Raw genomic sequence first — 16378 nt, 5'->3', positions numbered from 1 at the left:
CACCCCGGCGCCGCCGAGCCCGCGTTCGTCCTGCCGGACGGCGAGATCGAACTCGGCGTGGGCATCCACGGCGAGCGCGGCACCGGCCGGGTCCCGTTCGCCGACGCCGACGGCCTGGTCGCCCAGCTCGTCGACCCCCTCGTCGCGGCCCTCGGCCTGACCAGGGGTTCCCCGGTGCTCGTGATCGTCAACGGCCTCGGCGGCGCCAGCCCGCTGGAGCTGTCCGTCGCCGCGCGCGCCGCCCACCACCGGCTCGCCGACCTCGGGATCGCGGTGGCGCGCTCCCTGGTCGGCCCCTACGTCACCTCCCTGGACATGCACGGCGTCTCGGTGACCCTGCTCCCCGCCGACGACGACCTGCTGCCGCTCTGGGACGCCCCCGTCCGCACCCCGGCCCTCACCTGGTGAGCGCCGGGCCCACCGCAACCCCGAGCCGCCCGGAGCACGCCGGGGCCGGGCACCGCCGAGAACCCCGAGATCCCGCGAACGCACCGACCCGACAGGGCCCCATGGAGGACACCCCGTGAGCACCGCGCCGGACACCGCCCCCGACGAACCGACGAACCCCGTCCCGCAGCCGGTCCCGCACACCACCCCGGTCACCGTCCCGGTCCCGGCGCCGGTCACCGCCCTCGCCGACGGGTTCGGCGCCCGCTGGACGGCCGGCATCCTCGCGGCCTTCCTGCCCGGCGGCGACGGCGACGGCCGGGCCGCGGAGCTGGGCCGCCTCGACCGGCTCGCCGGGGACGGCGACTTCGGCACCAACATCACCTCCGCCCTCGGCCGGGCCCGGCAGGCGGTGGAGGCCGAGCCGCCGCGGGACTACCGGGGCTGGCTGACCGCCGTCTCGCGCGGCTTCCTCGGCACCGGCGGCACCAGCGGCCCGCTCTTCGGCATGTTCTTCCGCGACCTCGCCCGCTGCTGCGACGCCGGTGAGCCCACGCTCGCCGAGCTGTCCGCCGGGCTCGGCACCGCCGTGGCCACCGTGCAGCGGTACGGCAGGGCGGAGGTCGGCCACAAGACGATGGTGGACGCCCTGGTGCCCGCCGCCCGGACCCTGGAGGCGGAGGTGGCGGCCGGTACGGCGGCGGCCGAAGCCCTCGCGCGCACCGCCGACGCGGCCGTCGAGGGCGCCCGCGGCACCGCCGCCCTGGTCGCCAGGCGGGGCCGCGCCAGCTACGTCGGCGACGTGGCGCGCGGGGTGCTCGACCCCGGGGCCGCCGCCGCGGCCATCGTGCTCCAGGCCGCCGCCGCGGCCCAGTCGGGCGACCCCGTGGACACCGGCTGGGTCAGCGGCTGACCAGGGCACCTCGCGCCGCCCTCGGGCCGTACCCGGCCGCACGGCGCGGACGGGCGGGGTCCCGGGCGGCGCGCGGGGCGACCCCGGGCCACCGCCCCCGTCCCCGTGCGGGACAATGGCGGTGAGCGTCCGGCTCAGCACGTACGAGGCAACGTTCACTGGAACGTTCACTGGATCAAGGAGCAAGTCATGGCGGGCAGCAGCCACGGACACACCCCGGCCGCCTGGACCGGTGTCACCATCGCCTTCATCGGTTTCTGCGTCTCGGGCGCCTTCATGGTCATGGCCCAGCCCGTGGGCTTCTGGGCCGGCATGGTGGTCGTGCTCCTCGGCGGTGTCGTCGGCGCCGTCATGCGCGGAATGGGCCTCGGCCAGCCGAAGGAGGCGCACGACGCCCTGGAGGTCACCCCGCACGCCACCGCGGGCGCCAAGGGCTGACACCGGACCCCGCACCACGTCCCCCGGGGGCGGCCCCGCACCCCGGGGCCGCCCCCGGGCGCGTTCCCGGCCGGTGCGGGGCACAATGCGAGGCGTGGACGCCGACAGCCAGCGGGTCACCCCGCCCACCGCCCCCGCGCCGACCGCCGCCCGGCTCGCCGTGCCCGCCGGGATCCTCACGGCCGTCGTGGGCGCCTTCGCCTACGTCGCCGCCGTCGACCCGGGGGAGCCGGGCCACTACCCGGTCTGCCCGCTGTTCCACGTCACCGGCCTGTACTGCCCCGGCTGCGGCGGCCTGCGCAGCGCCCACGCCTTCGCCCACGGCGACCTGCTCGCCGCCCTCCAAGACAACGCGCCCGCCGTCCTCGGCTACCTCGCGTTCGCCGTCCTGTGGACCGTATGGGTGGTGCGCGCGGCGCGCGGGCGCCCGTTCCGGCTCGACCTCGGGCCCGTCCACCTGTGGACGCTGGGCACGTTGCTGCTGGTCTTCACGGTTGTCCGGAACCTGCCCTTCGGTGGCTGGCTGCATCCTTGATCAATTCGGCGACGTCCAGGTAGTGGGACCGGCGTCAACCGGATGCGAGCCCTACGCCGTCCTGCGGATACCATCGCAGTGACCACCGGTTTTCCACCGGTCGCCGCAACGCTCCACCGCCTGGAAGGGGACCGCTCGCGTGAGTGTGCTCGACGAGATCATCGACGGAGTCCGTGCCGACCTCGCGGAGCGGCAGGCGCGCGTCAGCCTCGACGAGCTGAAGGAGCGCGCGGCGAAGGCGCCCGCGGCCCGGGACGGCGCCGCCGCCCTGCGCGGCGAGGGCGTCAAGGTGATCTGCGAGGTCAAGCGCTCCAGCCCGTCCAAGGGCCCGCTGGCCGCCATCGCCGACCCGGCCGGGCTCGCCGCCGAGTACGAGGCGGGCGGCGCCGCCGTCATCTCCGTCCTCACCGAGCAGCGGCGCTTCGGCGGCTCCCTCGCCGACCTGGAGGCGGTCCGCGCGCGGGTCGACATCCCCGTGCTGCGCAAGGACTTCATCGTCACCTCGTACCAGCTCTGGGAGGCCCGCGCCTACGGCGCCGACCTCGCGCTGCTGATCGTGGCCGCCCTGGAGCAGCCCGCCCTCGAATCCCTCATCGAGCGCGCCGAGTCCATCGGGCTCACCCCGATCGTCGAGGTCCACGACGAGGACGAGGTCGAGCGCGCGGTCGACGCGGGCGCCAAGGTCATCGGCGTCAACGCGCGCGACCTGAGAACGCTGGAGGTCGACCGCGGCACCTTCGACCGGGTCGCCCCGGAGATCCCCGACACCCTGGTGAAGATCGCCGAGTCCGGTGTCCGCGGCCCGCACGACCTGATCGCCTACGCCAACGCGGGCGCCGACGCCGTCCTGGTCGGCGAGTCCCTGGTGACCGGCCGCGACCCGAAGACGGCCGTCGCCGACCTGGTCGCCGCGGGCGAGCACCCGGCGATCCGGCACGGCCGCGGCTGATCACCCGATAGGGTCCCTCCCGATGAACATGACCACCCGCACCGTCGCCACGGACCGCCACGCCCGCCTCGCGCGCGGCTGCCGGCCCCGCGGCTGCCGCGCCCCCGCCCGCCGGGTGCACGGCCGACGCGTGCGGTACGTCATCGGGGACGAACCCGGGCAGGTCAACGGCCGCCGATGGCAGCGCCCCTGGAGGGGCGCGGGGACGTGCGCGTCCGGCCACTGACGGCCCCCGACCGACAGCGAACCCCGCCCCCACGGCTTCGAGTGCGTTCCATCAACTCACCGTGAGGTTTCCGCATGCCCAGCGAGTTCTTCCTCCCCGACCCGGACGGCCGGGTCCCCAGCGCCGAGGGGTACTTCGGCGCGTTCGGCGGCACCTTCATCCCGGAGGCCCTGGTCGCCGCCGTGGACGAGGTCGCCGTCGAGTACGACAAGGCCAAGCACGACCCCGAGTTCGCCCGTGAGCTGGACGATCTGCTCGTCCACTACACCGGCCGCCCCAGCTCCCTCACCGAGGTGCCGAGGTTCGCCGGACACGCCGGCGGCGCCCGGGTGTTCCTCAAGCGCGAGGACCTCAACCACACCGGCTCCCACAAGATCAACAACGTGCTCGGGCAGGCCCTGCTCACCAGGCGCATGGGCAAGACCCGGGTCATCGCCGAGACCGGCGCGGGACAGCACGGCGTCGCCACCGCGACCGCCTGCGCCCTCTTCGGCCTCGACTGCACCATCTACATGGGCGAGATCGACACCGAGCGCCAGGCCCTCAACGTGGCCCGCATGCGCATGCTGGGCGCCGAGGTCGTCGCCGTGAAGTCCGGCAGCCGCACCCTGAAGGACGCCATCAACGAGGCGTTCCGCGACTGGGTCGCCAACGTCGACCGCACCCACTACCTCTTCGGCACCGTCGCCGGGCCGCACCCCTTCCCGGCCATGGTCCGCGACTTCCACCGGGTCATCGGCGTCGAGGCCCGGCGCCAGATCCTGGAGCGCGCCGGACGGCTGCCCGACGCGGCCATCGCCTGCGTGGGCGGCGGCTCCAACGCCATCGGACTCTTCCACGCGTTCATCCCCGACGCCGGTGTCCGCCTCATCGGCTGCGAGCCCGCGGGGCACGGCATCGAGACCGGCGAGCACGCGGCCACCCTCACCGCGGGCGAGCCCGGCATCCTGCACGGCTCCCGCTCCTACGTGCTCCAGGACGAGGAGGGCCAGATCACCGAGCCGTACTCGATCTCGGCCGGGCTCGACTACCCGGGCATCGGACCCGAGCACGCCTACCTCAAGGACAGCGGACGCGGCGAGTACCGCGCGGTCACCGACGACGCGGCGATGGGCGCGCTGCGCCTGCTCTCGCGCACCGAGGGCATCATCCCGGCCATCGAGAGCGCGCACGCGCTGGCCGGCGCGCTGGAGGTCGGCCGGGAACTGGGCGAGGACGGTCTGATCGTCGTCAACCTGTCCGGGCGCGGCGACAAGGACATGGACACGGCCGCCCGCTACTTCGGCCTGTACGACACCGACGCCGAGGTCGCCGCCGACGCGGCGGACACCGCCGAGATCGAGGGGGACGCCAAGTGAGCGGCAACATCCGGCTGTTGAGCGACACCCTCGCCGCGGCGAAGGCCGAGGACCGGGCCGCCCTCGTCGCCTACCTCCCGGCCGGGTTCCCGACCGTGGACGGCGGCATCGAGGCGGTCAAGGCCGTCCTGGACGGCGGCGCCGACATCGTCGAGGTGGGCCTGCCGCACAGCGACCCGGTCCTCGACGGTCCCGTCATCCAGACCGCCGACGACATCGCCCTGCGCGGCGGCGTCAAGATCGCGGACGTGCTGCGGACGGTCCGCGAGGCCCACCGGGCGACCGGCAAGCCGGTCCTGGTCATGACGTACTGGAACCCCGTCGACCGGTACGGCGTCGAGCGGTTCACCGCCGAACTCGCCGAGGCGGGCGGCGCGGGCTGCATCCTGCCCGACCTGCCGGTGCAGGAGGCCGGCCTGTGGCGGGAGCACGCCGACAAGCACGGGCTCGCCACCGTCTTCGTCGTCGCCCCCAGCAGCAGGGACGCCCGGCTCGCCCGGATCACCGCGGCGGGCAGCGGCTTCGTCTACGCGGCCTCCCTGATGGGCGTCACCGGCACCCGGGTCTCCGTCGGCGCGCAGGCCAGGGAACTGGTGGAGCGGACCAGGGCCACCGGGACCGGACTGCCGGTCTGCGTCGGGCTCGGCGTCTCCGACGCGGCCCAGGCCGCCGAGGTCGCGGGCTTCGCCGACGGCGTGATCGTCGGCTCGGCCTTCGTCAAGCGGATGCTGGACGCGCCGGACGCCGCGGCCGGGGTCGAGGCGGTCAGGGCGCTCGCGGGCGAGCTGGCGGAGGGCGTGCGCCGCCAGGCGTGATTTCCGCCCGTGGGACGGGTGGGGGCCGTGCGCCCCGATCACTCGAACGGGTGGACATGGGACCGGGGAGGCGCTCAGCGCCTCCCCGGTTCGTTCTGGGGGTGTGAGCGAGAAGAACCGAGACGGAAAGCGCACCGCCCGTGAGCGGCTGGCGGTCGAACGCGAGAAGCAGAAGGCCTCGGACAGGCGGCGGCGCACGCTGATCGTCGGCGCCGGAGTGGTGTGCGTCCTGGGCCTCGCGGCGGTGATCGGCGTGGTCGCCGCGAACGCGGGCAAGGACAAGAAGAGCAACTCGGCGGGCCCGGTCGTGGCCCCCTCCGGGGCGCAGGGCAAGGACGGCCTCGCCATCCCGGTCGGCAAGGAGGGCGCGAAGTCCACGCTCACCGTCTGGGAGGACTTCCGCTGCCCGGCCTGCAAGGGCTTCGAGACGACGTACCGGCCCGTGATCCGCGAGCTGGTCGACGCCGGGCAGCTCCAGGCCCAGTACCACCTGGTCACCCTCATCGACGGCAACCTCGGCGGGTCCGGCTCCCGGGTCGCGGCCAACGCGGCGGCCTGCGCCCAGGACGCCGGGAAGTTCCGTGACTACCACGACGTCCTGTACGAGAACCAGCCCGCCGAGACCGACGACGCCTACGCCAGCACCGGCAAGCTGATCGAGCTGGCGGGCAAGGTGGACGGCCTCGACACGGCGGCGTTCCGCACCTGCGTCGAGGACGGCACCCACAACAGCTGGGTCGCCAAGTCCAACGACGCCTTCCGGTCCGGCGGCTTCTCCGGCACCCCGACGGTCCTGCTGAACGGCAAGAACATCTACGCGGACCAGTCGATGACCCCCGCCAAGCTGAAGCAGATGGTCGAGCAGGCCGCGCGCGGGTAAGCGGATTCTCACGTCCCCGTTATGGACCCGTAGCCGCTCCGCTCGACCCGCACCCGGTCCGGCACGGTAGCGTCGACTCTGCCATGGAACTTGCCTACATTCCCAGCCCGTCGCGCGGGGTGCTGTACCTCGGCCCCGTTCCGCTGCGCGGCTACGCGTTCTGCATCATCATCGGCGTCTTCGTCGCGGTCTGGCTCGGCAACAAGCGCTGGGTCGCCCGCGGCGGCCGGACCGGCACGGTGGCCGACATCGCGGTCTGGGCCGTGCCGTTCGGCCTGGTCGGCGGGCGTCTCTACCACGTGATCACGGACTACGAGCTGTACTTCAGCGAGGGCCGTGACTGGGTGGACGCCTTCAAGGTGTGGGAGGGCGGCCTCGGCATCTGGGGCGCCATCGCGCTCGGTGCGGTCGGCGCCTGGATCGGCTGCCGCCGCCGGGGCATCCCGCTGCCCGCCTACGCCGACGCCATCGCCCCCGGCATCGTCCTGGCGCAGGCCATCGGCCGCTGGGGCAACTGGTTCAACCAGGAGCTGTACGGCAAGGAGACGACCCTCCCCTGGGCGCTGCACATCACCTCGTCCGCCGACGGCCGGGTCCCCGGGTACTACCAGCCGACGTTCCTGTACGAGTCGCTGTGGTGCGTGGGCGTCGCCTTCCTGGTGATGTGGGCCGACCGGCGCTTCAAGCTGGGCCACGGCCGGGTCTTCGCCCTCTACGTCGCGGCCTACTGCGTGGGCCGGGCGTGGATCGAGTACATGCGGGTGGACGACGCCCACCACATCCTCGGCCTGCGGCTGAACGACTGGACGGCGCTGATCGTCTTCCTGCTCGCGGTGGCCTACATCGTCGTCTCGGCGAAGAAGCGGCCCGGTCGCGAGGAGATCGTGGAGCCCGGCGCCGCGGACGACGGCGACGGCACCGCTGACGGTGCCCCCGCCGCCGACGCCGAGGACGGCACGGAGTCCGGCGGGGCGACGGCGGAGAAGCCCGGCGCGACGGACCTCACCGAGGCCGACGCAGCCGCCGGGCCGGACCGCGCCGAGGCCGGAGCCGCGGAGGCGAAGCGGCCGGAGGCCGCGCAGGGGTCCGTGAGCGGTGGCAAGGCCGACGCGGAGTCCGCGAAGAACAGCTGACACGGCGCGTACCGAAGGGCGCCCGGGACGATCGTCCCGGGCGCCCTTCGGCGTGTACGGCGCGCGGGCCCGGCGGTCGCCGGGCGGCGGTGAGCCCGCTCACCGCCGCCCTGGGGCTTCCCCCGCGGGCCCGGTCGGCGGGGCCGGGGTCACGAGGTGAACCGGGTGTCGATCTCGGAGCGGTAGGGCATCGACGCCGACGCGCCCTCCCGCTGGACGCAGAGCGCGGCCGCGGCGGCGGCCCAGCGCAGTGCGTCCTGGACCGGGCGTCCCTCGGCGAGCGCCACGGCGAGGGCACCGACGAAGGTGTCCCCGGCGCCCGTCGTGTCGACGGCGGTGACGCGGGGCGCGGCCACGGCGAGGGGTTCGGCGTCGCGGCGCAGATGGAAGGAGCCCGCCGAGCCGAGGGTGACGACGACCTCCGGGACGTCCGCCAGCAGGTCGTGGGCCGCGTCGACCGGGTCGGCGCGGCCGGTGAGGGCGAGGGCCTCGGACTCGTTGGCGACCAACAGGTCGACGGCGCCCAGGAGTTCGGGCGGCAGCGGGCGTGCGGGGGAGGGCGTCAGGACGGTGCGGACGCCGTGCGCGCGGGCGGCGCGGGCACCGGCGACCACCGCCGCGAGCGGGATCTCCAACTGGAGGAGGAGCACGTCGGCGGTGGCGATCAGGCCCTCGTCGCCGGGGACGAGGTGGTCGACGGTGCCGTTGGCGCCCGGGATCACCACGATCGCGTTGCCGCCGTCGTCGTCGACCACGATGTGCGCGGTGCCGGAGCGGCCCTCGACGGTGCGCAGCAGGTCGGTGTCGACGCCGGAGTGTTCGAGGGCGGAGCGCAGCCGGGTGCCGAATCCGTCGTCGCCGACGGCGCCGATCATCGAGACGGTGGCGCCGCAGCGGGCCGCCGCGATCGCCTGGTTGGCGCCCTTGCCGCCGGGAGCGGTGCGGAACTCCCGCCCGGTGACGGTCTCCCCGTGCCGGGGTGCCCGTGCGACGCGGACGACGAGGTCCATGTTCGCGCTGCCCAGCACGACGACGTGGGTCATGGGCGGGGTGCCTTGCGGTGTGCGCGGCGGGCGGCGCCGGTCCGCGGGGGTGGCGGGGGGAGGTGGGCGAGCGAGGTCATGGGGAGCCCTTCGGCGGGGGAGCGTCTGCCGATGTGTCCCACCGGGGTGGTCCGGGGGAGCGCGGGGGGCCGGTGCGTCACCCGGACGGCATCCGGGCCGGGGGAGCGCGGGGACCGGCGGAATCGGTAAAAGCCCTGGTTAGCGCAGCCTTTCCTTGCTGGCGGGCGGGAATCGGGAGGCTTATCTTGGGTGTTGTAAAAGAATGGAATGAGTCCAAACTTGCTACCGATCAACCCGACTGGGGGACCTCTCATGGCCATCGTCGAGACCGGGGCGACGCTCCACGAGGCGCACCGCGACAACCACACCCACCGCGACGTCAACGGCGGCTGGCTCCGCCCCGCCGTGTTCGGCGCGATGGACGGGCTGGTCTCCAACCTGGCGCTGATGACCGGCGTGGCCGGCGGCGCCGTCGGCCACCAGACCCTCGTGCTCACCGGCCTCGCGGGCCTCGCCGCCGGTGCCTTCTCGATGGCCGCGGGCGAGTACACCTCCGTCGCCTCGCAGCGCGAGCTGGTCCAGGCCGAGCTGGACGTCGAGCGCCGGGAGCTGCGCCGCCACCCGCAGGACGAGGAGGCCGAGCTGGCCGCGCTCTACACGGCGCGCGGTGTCGAGCCGCCGCTCGCCCGCGAGGTGGCGAGACAGCTCTCGGCCGACCCCGAGCAGGCGCTGGAGATCCACGCCCGCGAGGAGCTGGGCGTCGACCCGCGCGATCTGCCCTCGCCGCTGGTCGCCGCCGTCTCGTCGTTCGGCTCCTTCGCGCTGGGCGCCCTGCTGCCGGTGCTGCCCTATCTGCTGGGCGCGACCTCGCTCTGGCCCGCCCTGCTGCTCGCGATGATCGGGCTGTTCGCCTGCGGTGCGGTGGTGGCCAGGGTGACCGCGCGGACCTGGTGGTTCAGCGGTCTGCGGCAGCTCGCGCTGGGCGGCGCTGCGGCCGGTGTGACGTACGCCCTGGGCAGTTTCTTCGGAACGGCCGTAGGATGAGTGGGCCGCTACTTATGCGGATGCCTGTATAAGTAGTCGTTACTTGCTGGTTTCGAGTGGTTGACCACCGGGCATGAGCCGTAAGCGCCGCGGGCAATGAGGCCTGTCGCGCGTCTGTGCGGCGAGCGACGACGCCTCACTCGCCCCCGGGTCGACGGACGCCGATCTGACCGATCCTGTCCCCCTCGATCGCCCTCGAACATCACGACACCGAGCTGTTCCGCCGTCCGGCGACACCCCGCGCCGTCCTGGGCGGTGTCCGCATGTTGGAACGCGGTATCCACTTCCCGAGAACCGCCCCATCATGTAACCTGCTCGAAATTTTGCACCGCAGAGGGCCAACGTCGTCCCTCGGCCATCACACATGCCACTTGAGACGACGACGGGAGAGCCGATGCGTACGCCGCGCCAGCCGTCCCAGCATTCCGCGAATGGCCAGAACTGGTCCTTCATGGATGCTCGCCCTGCTGCGCAGGGTATGTACGACCCCCGTGACGAGCGCGACGCATGCGGCGTCGGTTTCGTGGCCACCCTCACCGGTGAGGCGAGCCACACGCTGGTCGATCAGGCCCTGACCGTCCTGCGCAACCTCGAACACCGCGGCGCCACCGGCTCCGAGCCCGACTCGGGCGACGGCGCCGGCATCCTCTCCCAGGTGCCCGACACCTTCTTCCGTGAGGTGGCCGAATTCGAACTGCCCGCGGCCGGGTCCTACGCCGTCGGCATCGCCTTCCTGCCCGAGGACGGCCTCACGGACGCCGTCTCGCGGATCGAGACGATCGCCGCCGAGGAGGGCCTCACCGTCCTCGGCTGGCGCGAGGTCCCCGTCGCCCCCGAACTCCTCGGCGCCACCGCCCGCTCGACGATGCCCGCCTTCCGGCAGATCTTCGTCGGCGACGCCGCCACCCCCGCGGCGACGGACATCGCCCTCGACCGCAAGGCGTTCGTGCTGCGCAAGCGCGCCGAGCGCGAGGCCGGCGTCTACTTCCCCTCGCTGTCGGCCCGCACCATCGTCTACAAGGGCATGCTGACCACCGGCCAGCTCGAACCCTTCTTCCCGGACCTGTCCGACCGCCGCTTCGCCTCCGCGATCGCGCTCGTGCACTCCCGGTTCTCCACCAACACCTTCCCGTCGTGGCCGCTCGCGCACCCCTACCGGTTCGTCGCCCACAACGGCGAGATCAACACCGTCAAGGGCAACCGCAACTGGATGCGCGCCCGCGAGTCCCAGCTCGCCTCCGGCCTCTTCGGCGGCGACGGCACCCTGGAGCGGATCTTCCCGCTCTGCACGCCGGACGCCTCCGACTCCGCGTCCTTCGACGAGGTCCTCGAACTCCTGCACCTCGGCGGCCGCTCGCTGCCCCACTCGGTGCTGATGATGATCCCGGAGGCGTGGGAGAACCACGACTCCATGGACCCGGCCCGCCGCGCCTTCTACCAGTTCCACGCCACGATGATGGAGCCCTGGGACGGCCCGGCCTGCGTCACCTTCACCGACGGCACCCAGGTCGGCGCCGTCCTCGACCGCAACGGCCTGCGCCCCGGCCGCTACTGGGTCACCGACGACGGCCTCGTCGTCCTCGGCTCCGAGGTCGGCGTCCTCGACATCGACCCCGCCAAGGTGGTCCGCAAGGGCCGCCTCCAGCCCGGCCGGATGTTCCTCGTCGACACCGCCGAGCACCGCATCATCGAGGACGACGAGATCAAGGCCCAGCTCGCCGCCGCCGCCCCGTACGAGGAGTGGATGGAGGCCGGTGAGATAGAGCTGAGCGACCTGCCCGAGCGCGAGCACATCGTCCACACCCACGCCTCGGTCACCCGTCGCCAGCAGACCTTCGGCTACACCGAGGAAGAACTGCGCGTCATCCTCGCGCCGATGGCCAAGTCCGCCACCGAGCCGATCGGCTCCATGGGCACCGACTCGCCCATCGCCGCCCTCTCCGAGCGCCCGCGTCTGCTGTTCGACTACTTCACCCAGCTGTTCGCGCAGGTCACCAACCCGCCGCTGGACGCCATCCGCGAGGAGCTGGTCACCTCGCTGCGCTCCTCCCTCGGCCCCCAGGGCAACCTCCTGGACCCGAGCGCCGCCTCCTGTCGCTCCGTCCTGCTGCCCTTCCCGGTCATCGACAACGACGAGCTGGCCAAGCTCATCCACATCAACGCCGACGGCGACATGCCCGGTTTCAAGGCCGCGACCCTCTCCGGCCTGTACCGGGTCTCCGGCGGCGGTGACTCCCTCGCCGCCCGGCTGGAGGAGATCTGCGCCGAGGCCGACGCCGCCATCGACAACGGCGCCCGCCTGATCGTGCTCTCCGACCGGCACTCCGACGCCGAGCACGCGCCGATCCCGTCGCTGCTGCTCACCGCGGCCGTCCACCACCACCTCATCCGCACCAAGGAGCGCACCCACGTGGGCCTCCTGATCGAGGCCGGTGACGTCCGCGAGGTCCACCACGTCGCGCTGCTGATCGGCTTCGGCGCCGCCGCCGTCAACCCCTACCTGGCCATGGAGTCGGTCGAGGACCTGGTCAGGGCCGGTACCTTCCTGCCCGGCGCGGAGCCCGAGCAGGCCATCCGCAACCTGATCCACGCCCTCGGCAAGGGCGTCCTCAAGGTCATGTCCAAGATGGGCATCTCCACCGTCGCCTCCTACCGCGGCGCCCAGGTCTTCGAGGCCGTCGGCCTCGACCAGGAGTTCGTCGCGACGTACTTCAGCGGCACCGCCACCAAGATCGGCGGCGTCGGCCTCGACGTCATCGCCCAGGAGGTCGCCGCCCGGCACGCCAAGGCGTACCCCGCCTCCGGCATCGCGCCCGCCCACCGCGCCCTCGACATCGGCGGCGAGTACCAGTGGCGCCGCGAGGGCGAGCCGCACCTCTTCGACCCGGAGACGGTCTTCCGCCTCCAGCACTCCACCCGCACCGGCCGCTACGACATCTTCAAGAAGTACACGGACCGGGTGAACGAGCAGTCCGAGCGCCTCATGACGCTCCGCGGCCTCTTCGGCTTCACCTCCGACCGCCCGTCGATCCCCGTCGACGAGGTCGAGCCGGTCTCCGAGATCGTCAAGCGGTTCTCCACCGGCGCCATGTCCTACGGCTCCATCTCCATGGAGGCGCACGAGACCCTCGCCATCGCCATGAACCAGCTCGGCGGCAAGTCCAACACCGGCGAGGGCGGCGAGGACCCCGAGCGGCTCTACGACCCGGCCCGCCGCAGCGCCATCAAGCAGGTCGCCTCCGGCCGCTTCGGCGTGACCAGCGAGTACCTCGTCAACGCCGACGACATCCAGATCAAGATGGCGCAGGGCGCCAAGCCCGGCGAGGGCGGCCAGCTCCCCGGCCACAAGGTGTACCCGTGGGTCGCGCGGACGCGTCACTCGACGCCCGGCGTGGGCCTCATCTCCCCGCCCCCGCACCACGACATCTACTCCATCGAGGACCTCGCCCAGCTCATCCACGACCTGAAGAACGCGAACCCGCAGGCGCGGATCCACGTGAAGCTGGTCTCCGAGGTCGGCGTCGGCACCGTCGCCGCCGGTGTCTCCAAGGCCCACGCCGACGTCGTCCTGATCTCCGGACACGACGGCGGCACCGGTGCCTCCCCGCTCACCTCGCTCAAGCACGCGGGCGGCCCCTGGGAGCTGGGCCTCGCCGAGACCCAGCAGACCCTGCTGCTCAACGGCCTGCGCGACCGGATCGTCGTCCAGACCGACGGCCAGCTCAAGACCGGCCGCGACGTCGTCATCGCCGCGCTCCTCGGCGCCGAGGAGTTCGGCTTCGCGACCGCGCCGCTCGTCGTCTCCGGCTGCGTCATGATGCGCGTCTGCCACCTCGACACCTGCCCGGTCGGCATCGCCACCCAGAACCCGGTGCTGCGCGACCGGTTCTCCGGCAAGGCCGAGTACATCGTGAACTTCTTCCGGTTCATCGCCGAGGAGGTCCGCGAGATCCTCGCCGAGCTGGGCTTCCGCTCCATCGAGGAGGCCGTGGGCCACGCCGAGACCCTCGACGTCACCCGCGCCGTCGACCACTGGAAGGCCCAGGGCCTCGACCTGGCCCCCCTCTTCCACGTGCCCGAACTCCCCGACGGCGCCGTCCGCCACCGGATCGTCGCCCAGGACCACGGCCTGGAGAAGGCGCTCGACAACCAGCTGATCAAGCTGGCCGCCGACGCCCTCGCCGCCACCAGCGCCACCGACGCCCAGCCGGTGCGCGCCCAGGTCAAGGTCCGCAACATCAACCGCACGGTCGGCACCATGCTCGGCCACGAGGTGACGAAGAAGTTCGGCGGCGCCGGTCTGCCCGACGGCACCATCGACATCACCTTCACCGGCTCGGCCGGGCAGTCCTTCGGCGCGTTCCTGCCGCGCGGCGTCACGCTGCGCCTGGAGGGCGACGCCAACGACTACGTCGGCAAGGGCCTCTCCGGCGGCCGGGTCGTCGTCCGTCCCGACCGGGGCGCCGACCACCTCGCCGAGTACTCGACCATCGCGGGCAACACCATCGCCTACGGCGCGACCGGCGGCGAGCTGTTCCTGCGCGGCCGCACCGGCGAGCGGTTCTGCGTCCGCAACTCCGGCGCGCTGGTCGTCTCCGAGGGCGTCGGCGACCACGGCTGCGAGTACATGACCGGCGGGCACGCGGTGGTCCTCGGCGAGACCGGGCGCAACTTCGCGGCCGGCATGTCCGGCGGCATCGCCTACGTCGTCGACCTGGACCCCGACCACGTCAACGCCGGCAACCGGGACGCCGTCGAGGCGCTGGACGACGACGACCGGCAGTGGCTGCACGACGTCGTGCGGCGCCACCAGGAGGAGACCGGCTCCACGGTCGCCGAGAAGCTGCTCGCCGAGTGGGACACCGCCGTCGCACGCTTCAGCAAGATCATCCCCAGCACGTACAAGGCAGTGCTCGCCGCCAAGGACGCCGCCGAGCGAGCGGGTCTCTCCGAGACCGAGATCACCGAGAAGATGATGGAGGCGGCGACCCATGGCTGACCCGAAGGGCTTCCTCAACCACGGCCGCGAGGTCGCCACCTCCCGCCCGGTCGACGTCCGGCTCCAGGACTGGAACGAGGTCTACGTCCCCGGCTCGCTGCTGCCGATCATCAGCAAGCAGGCCAGCCGGTGCATGGACTGCGGCATCCCGTTCTGCCACAACGGCTGTCCGCTCGGCAACCTCATCCCCGAGTGGAACGACTACGCCTACCGCGAGGACTGGGCCGCCGCCTCCGAGCGGCTGCACGCGACCAACAACTTCCCGGAGTTCACCGGTCGCCTCTGCCCCGCGCCCTGCGAGTCGGCGTGCGTGCTCGGCATCAACCAGCCGCCGGTCACCATCAAGAACGTCGAGGTCTCCATCATCGACAAGGCGTGGGAGACCGGTGACGTCGCCCCGCGCATCCCCGAGCGGCTCTCCGGCAAGACCGTGGCCGTCATCGGCTCGGGCCCGGCCGGTCTCGCCGCCGCCCAGCAGCTGACCCGGGCCGGTCACACCGTCGCCGTCTACGAGCGCGCCGACCGCGTCGGCGGCCTGCTGCGCTACGGCATCCCCGAGTTCAAGATGGAGAAGCGGCACATCAACCGGCGCATCGAGCAGATGCGCGCGGAGGGCACCCGCTTCCGCACCGGCGTCGAGATCGGCCGCGACCTCAAGGCGACCGACCTCAAGAAGCGCTACGACGCCGTCGTCATCGCCGCCGGTGCCACCACCGCCCGTGATCTGCCCGTCCCCGGACGGGAGTTGAAGGGCATCCACCAGGCGATGGAGTACCTGCCGCTGTCCAACAAGGTCCAGGAGGGCGACTACGTCACCTCCCCGATCTCGGCCGAGGGCAAGCACGTCGTCGTCATCGGCGGCGGCGACACCGGCGCGGACTGCGTGGGCACCGCGCACCGTCAGGGCGCCGCCTCCGTCACCCAGCTGGAGATCATGCCCCGGCCGGGCGAGGAGCGGAACGCGGTCACCCAGCCGTGGCCGACCTTCCCCATGCTGTACAAGGTCACCAGCGCCCACGAGGAGGGCGGCGAGCGCGTCTACGCCGTCTCCACCACGCACTTCGAGGGCGACGAGGACGGCAACGTCCAGTGGCTGCACCTCACCGAGGTCGAGTTCATCGAGGGCAGGCTGACCCCGAAGCCGGGCACCGAGCGCAGGATCCCGGCCCAACTGGTCACCCTGGCCATGGGGTTCACCGGCACCGACCGGGAGAACGGCCTCGTCGAGCAGTTCGGCCTGGGCCTCGACGAGCGCGGCAACATCGCCCGCGACGCCGACTTCCAGACCAACGTGCCGGGCGTCTTCGTCGCCGGTGACGCCGGGCGCGGCCAGTCGCTCATCGTCTGGGCGATCGCGGAGGGCCGCTCGGCCGCCCGCGGCTGCGACCGCTTCCTCGCCGGGGCCAGCGACCTGCCGGCCCCGATCCGCCCGACGGACCGCTCGCTGATGGTCTGACGGCACCACAAGAACGTCCCGTACAACGGCGTACGGGGAACAACGACGGCGCCTGCCCGCCAGTCCCCGACCGGACGACTGGGCAGGCGCCGCCGCGTGTCCGGACCGGGGAGCCGACGCCTCGCGCCGCGCACCCGCCAGGCCGACGGCGGTCGCGGGGACGGGGACCGCGCCCGTCCGT

14 protein-coding genes are annotated in these 16378 nt (G+C 73.0%); 13 read left to right on the top strand and 1 reads right to left on the bottom strand.

Translation table 11 applies throughout. The annotated features are described in order from the left end of the window. The 10 genes from GA0115242_RS15055 to lgt form a co-directional block, all read left to right on the top strand. Positions 1–408, top strand: a 408-nt coding sequence (locus GA0115242_RS15055) for a dihydroxyacetone kinase subunit DhaK (protein ID WP_141721597.1), incomplete at its 5' end; no start/stop codon positions are given. 115 nt (positions 409–523) lie between these two features. Then, positions 524–1300, top strand: a complete 777-nt coding sequence (locus GA0115242_RS15050; RefSeq protein ID WP_202555332.1) for a DAK2 domain-containing protein — start codon at positions 524–526, stop codon at positions 1298–1300. A gap of 189 nt (positions 1301–1489) precedes the next feature. Continuing rightward, on the top strand, positions 1490–1738 hold the full coding sequence (locus GA0115242_RS15045) for an HGxxPAAW family protein (protein WP_093828570.1): 249 nt from the start codon (positions 1490–1492) through the stop codon (positions 1736–1738). Between the two features lie 85 nt (positions 1739–1823). Further along, a complete protein-coding gene (locus tag GA0115242_RS15040; protein WP_093828568.1) occupies positions 1824–2273 on the top strand; it encodes a DUF2752 domain-containing protein in 450 nt (149 codons plus the stop codon). 139 nt (positions 2274–2412) lie between these two features. After that, positions 2413–3222, top strand: a complete 810-nt coding sequence (gene trpC, locus GA0115242_RS15035) for an indole-3-glycerol phosphate synthase TrpC (RefSeq protein ID WP_093828566.1) — start codon at positions 2413–2415, stop codon at positions 3220–3222. Positions 3223–3244: 22 nt separating this feature from the next. Further along, positions 3245–3448 carry a tryptophan biosynthesis modulator TrpM gene (gene trpM / locus GA0115242_RS15030; protein ID WP_370672283.1) on the top strand — a complete coding sequence of 68 codons (204 nt, stop codon included), beginning with the start codon at positions 3245–3247 and terminating at the stop codon, positions 3446–3448. A 74-nt stretch (positions 3449–3522) separates the two neighbouring features. Then, a complete protein-coding gene (gene trpB, locus GA0115242_RS15025; RefSeq protein WP_093828564.1) occupies positions 3523–4806 on the top strand; it encodes a tryptophan synthase subunit beta in 1284 nt (427 codons plus the stop codon). Then, on the top strand, positions 4803–5621 hold the full coding sequence (trpA, locus tag GA0115242_RS15020) for a tryptophan synthase subunit alpha (RefSeq protein WP_093828562.1): 819 nt from the start codon (positions 4803–4805) through the stop codon (positions 5619–5621). Before trpB ends, trpA begins: the two co-directional genes overlap by 4 nt. A 103-nt stretch (positions 5622–5724) precedes the next feature. Next, complete coding sequence (locus GA0115242_RS15015; protein ID WP_093828560.1) at positions 5725–6501, top strand: DsbA family protein; 777 nt, start codon at positions 5725–5727, stop codon at positions 6499–6501. A gap of 83 nt (positions 6502–6584) precedes the next feature. Further along, the gene (gene lgt, locus GA0115242_RS15010; RefSeq protein WP_093828558.1) at positions 6585–7634 is read left to right on the top strand and encodes a prolipoprotein diacylglyceryl transferase; all 1050 of its coding nucleotides are present in this window, start codon (positions 6585–6587) and stop codon (positions 7632–7634) included. Between the two features lie 149 nt (positions 7635–7783). Here the strand turns inward: lgt and rbsK are convergent, their stop codons facing one another. Next, entirely contained in the window at positions 7784–8677 is an 894-nt protein-coding gene (gene rbsK, locus GA0115242_RS15005; RefSeq protein WP_093828556.1) for a ribokinase, read from the bottom strand. Between the two features lie 333 nt (positions 8678–9010). Between rbsK and GA0115242_RS15000 the strand changes: the two genes are divergently transcribed. The 3 genes from GA0115242_RS15000 to GA0115242_RS14990 all read left to right on the top strand — a co-directional run bounded on the left by GA0115242_RS15000 (position 9011) and on the right by GA0115242_RS14990 (position 16197). Continuing rightward, complete coding sequence (locus tag GA0115242_RS15000) at positions 9011–9742, top strand: VIT1/CCC1 transporter family protein (protein ID WP_093828554.1); 732 nt, start codon at positions 9011–9013, stop codon at positions 9740–9742. Positions 9743–10136: 394 nt separating this feature from the next. Then, the gene (gene gltB / locus GA0115242_RS14995) at positions 10137–14741 is read left to right on the top strand and encodes a glutamate synthase large subunit (protein ID WP_093828552.1); all 4605 of its coding nucleotides are present in this window, start codon (positions 10137–10139) and stop codon (positions 14739–14741) included. Next, positions 14734–16197, top strand: a complete 1464-nt coding sequence (locus tag GA0115242_RS14990) for a glutamate synthase subunit beta (protein WP_093828550.1) — start codon at positions 14734–14736, stop codon at positions 16195–16197. The genes gltB and GA0115242_RS14990 overlap by 8 nt, the downstream gene beginning before the upstream one ends. Positions 16198–16378: the final 181 nt, after the last annotated feature.

The organism is Streptomyces sp. SolWspMP-5a-2 (genome assembly GCF_900091845.1).
Lineage (GTDB): Bacteria > Actinomycetota > Actinomycetes > Streptomycetales > Streptomycetaceae > Streptomyces > Streptomyces doudnae.
This window is presented reverse-complemented; position numbering and strand designations above follow the sequence as displayed.

Bases quoted from the DNA above. Each gene is read 5' to 3' on its own strand.
- trpB (WP_093828564.1), top strand. From the start codon at position 3,523: ATGCCCAGCGAGTTCTTCCTCCCCGACCCGGACGGCCGGGTCCCCAGC.
- rbsK (WP_093828556.1), bottom strand. From the start codon at position 8,677: ATGACCCACGTCGTCGTGCTGGGCAGCGCGAACATGGACCTCGTCGTC.
- lgt (WP_093828558.1), top strand. From the start codon at position 6,585: ATGGAACTTGCCTACATTCCCAGCCCGTCGCGCGGGGTGCTGTACCTC.
- GA0115242_RS14990 (WP_093828550.1), top strand. From the start codon at position 14,734: ATGGCTGACCCGAAGGGCTTCCTCAACCACGGCCGCGAGGTCGCCACC.
- gltB (WP_093828552.1), top strand. From the start codon at position 10,137: ATGCGTACGCCGCGCCAGCCGTCCCAGCATTCCGCGAATGGCCAGAAC.
- GA0115242_RS15040 (WP_093828568.1), top strand. From the start codon at position 1,824: ATGCGAGGCGTGGACGCCGACAGCCAGCGGGTCACCCCGCCCACCGCC.
- GA0115242_RS15045 (WP_093828570.1), top strand. From the start codon at position 1,490: ATGGCGGGCAGCAGCCACGGACACACCCCGGCCGCCTGGACCGGTGTC.
- GA0115242_RS15000 (WP_093828554.1), top strand. From the start codon at position 9,011: ATGGCCATCGTCGAGACCGGGGCGACGCTCCACGAGGCGCACCGCGAC.
- trpM (WP_370672283.1), top strand. From the start codon at position 3,245: ATGAACATGACCACCCGCACCGTCGCCACGGACCGCCACGCCCGCCTC.